Below are 2651 nucleotides of genomic sequence, written 5' to 3'. Positions count from 1 at the left end.
GTACAACCGTGGCCGTGCTGAAAAAACTGGTAGAAGCTGGCAAAATCGATCCAGATGAAACTACCGTGATTTACATCACAGGCAATGGTTTGAAAACCCAAGAAGCAATCCAAGGCTACGTCGGTGAACCCTTGACTATTGATGCGAAACTCGATAGTTTTGAACGTGCGCTAGAGCGATCGCGTACTCTGGATCGCTTGGAATGGCAACAAGTCCTCGTTTAGTTAGGAGTTATGAGTTATGAGTTTTTTATTCATGACTCCTAACTCTTAATTGTATTCTTCACTTTTAACTCTTCACTTTGTACTTCTATGGCTGTAACAGTTTTAGTTCCTACAACTCTTCAGAGTTTTACTAATAATCAAGCTAGTCTAGAATCCAACGGTAGCACCATTGCTGAATTGTTGGACTGCTTAGAACAAAGCTTTCCTGGGATTAAATCCCGGTTGTGCGATGAAGAAGGTAAGCTACGTCGGTTTGTAAATTTTTACGTCGATAGCGAAGATATCCGCTATTTAGATGGTATAAACACGACTCTGAAAGATGGCGATGAAGTAAGTATTGTCCCCGCTGTCGCAGGTGGTTAATACAGAGAACACTAAATAAAGTAGAAGCTTGATTAGACAAAACTTTGAAAGACAGAAGACGGGCTAACCCCCGTCCTTTTTGTTGTTTATGCTATTTGGAGTCTTGTTCACTTTTGACGATTGTGAAAAAGGGATACTCTCAATTGAGGGGAGCATCCCAATTTTGCCAAAAGACACAGGACTGGTACAAAAACCCTGTACAAACCTCTTTCCTTTGTGTTCTTTGCGTCCAACTCTTACGAGACGCTGCGCGAATGCGGTTCGTTATTTCATTCTCCATCTAAGTCAACATACCGTATGAAAATAAACTTGCACATTATTAAAAACTAAAAGTACTCCGCAGAATGCCGACAGTAACTGAGTCACTATCTGGTGTATTACCAGGCTGTATAAGATGAATTATCCCTGGTGTAACACTGATATTATTTGTTAGCTGAAAACGATAAAATGCCTCAATTTGAGTGGTCGTACCTGGTTGTCCGCCTGCACGTCCTAAACCTGTATTGATAAAATCAGGGACATTATTTCCTACTGGTAAGTCGCTACTAGTGATTTTAGGAGGTTGACCGACATAAATTCCTCCTAAATTCCCTTTAGCAAATAAATCAGGGAAATTCATGAACACCATATAATTTGTCGTTTCTACACTTCCCGATTGCCCAGGAATATAAGATTTAGTATAACCACCCCACGCACCTGCGCTAATGCGGGGAGAAATTTGCCAAGTAAGAGTTGCACCCACGGCGTTAGTTTGTAGTGGTGCTGATTTTCCGGTAGTGGTGTTAACTGTAGTTAAGCATTCATCACCAACAAAGGTTAGCAAACAACCATCGGAAGCGTAATTGTTAACGTAATATACACTTAAATCTAGAGTATCGGTTGGTGTCAGCAGTAATTGCACGCCTGTTGTGGTGGTTCCATCAAATAAACCGCTACCTTTACCGGGATTTCCTGGTTGATAACTAGTGTAAATTGCCTGCAAACTAGCGCGTTTAGCAAATTGCCAATCAATAGCTATACCACCGTGACCATATCCCATATTTAAAATTGGGTTTCTTTGGGCAAAATAAGATAATGGCCCTGTTGCAGCACTTTCTACCCGATTGGGGCCTCGGAAAGCCGCTGGCATACTTACGCCTTCTGTTCCTACCATTACTGCTAATTTATTTGTCACCAGCCAATGAAAATTTAGGTCACTTACAATCAAGCTATCTGTAGGAAATTCGTAGCCAAGTAAAACATCGTTTCGGGAAACACTATTGGTAAATCTAGGTGTAGTTTTTCCGTTGCCATCTAAAAGACCTGTAAACAAGTAACTACTGGGAGTGATTTGACTAGTTAAATACAGTTGTGCCAAAGATATAACATTAATATTTGTCCCTGCATCATCTGTATCTTTTTGTCCATCTCTAGGATTAACATCACCACGATTGTTGGTTCGTCCTTGAATGCCAACTATCAGTAGTCCACTGAGTTTAGTTGTTGTTGAGAATTGGTTGGCTTCGATTTCAGCAGTTTTGGCTTCTAAATTATCGACACGACCCCGCAAAGTTGCTAATTCAGGAGCAAATTCTGACTGTAATTTTTGTAATATTGCTAAATCTTTGCGAGTGACTAAATCACTGGTGGCTGTAGTGATTAATTCGTTGACTCTATCTAAACAAGCGTTTACACCCGCAGCAAATTCATACCGAGTTAAGGCGCGATTACCGCGATAGCTGCTATCTGGATAGCCGGCTATACAACCATAACGTTCTACCAAAGACTGCAAGGCTTGGAATGCCCAATCATTGGGTTGTACGTCCTTGAGTTGAGATACAGATGTAACTTGGGACATCGGTTCTTCTGGAGAGAGGGAAGGGAATGAGGGAAGAATATTATCGTCCTTAACTCCTATCTCCTGAGTAGTTTCTGGATTGATGTACTCTTGTGCTAATGCTTTTTGTGCAATTCCATTTATTCCCGCAATTAGTAACGATGCGAGCATCCAGGTTTTGCGATGACTGCGGCTAATAAGTCTACCTTTCAATTTTTTACACTCTGCTCACATACTTAAGTGAAGAG

General features: G+C 41.0%; 2 protein-coding genes and 1 pseudogene. 2 read left to right on the top strand and 1 reads right to left on the bottom strand.

The window, feature by feature from the left end:
• Nucleotides 1-224 (top strand): annotated as a pseudogene (locus tag IQ229_RS23375) (threonine synthase); the annotation flags it as partial.
• An 87-nt stretch (nt 225-311) separates the two neighbouring features.
• Complete coding sequence (locus IQ229_RS23370) at nt 312-587, top strand: ubiquitin-like small modifier protein 1 (RefSeq protein ID WP_194047857.1); 276 nt, start codon at nt 312-314, stop codon at nt 585-587.
• A 319-nt stretch (nt 588-906) separates the two neighbouring features.
• Here IQ229_RS23370 and IQ229_RS23365 read toward each other — a convergent pair whose 3' ends face one another.
• A complete protein-coding gene (locus IQ229_RS23365) occupies nt 907-2574 on the bottom strand; it encodes an iron uptake porin (protein ID WP_194047855.1) in 1668 nt (555 codons plus the stop codon).
• Nucleotides 2575-2651 lie beyond the last annotated feature (77 nt).

Source organism: Nostoc cf. edaphicum LEGE 07299, assembly GCF_015207245.1.
Lineage (GTDB): Bacteria > Cyanobacteriota > Cyanobacteriia > Cyanobacteriales > Nostocaceae > Nostoc > Nostoc edaphicum_B.
This window is presented reverse-complemented; position numbering and strand designations above follow the sequence as displayed.

Coding starts and splice junctions, on each gene's coding strand:
- IQ229_RS23370 (WP_194047857.1), top strand. CDS start 312: ATGGCTGTAACAGTTTTAGTTCCTACAACTCTTCAGAGTTTTACTAAT.
- IQ229_RS23365 (WP_194047855.1), bottom strand. CDS start 2,574: ATGCTCGCATCGTTACTAATTGCGGGAATAAATGGAATTGCACAAAAA.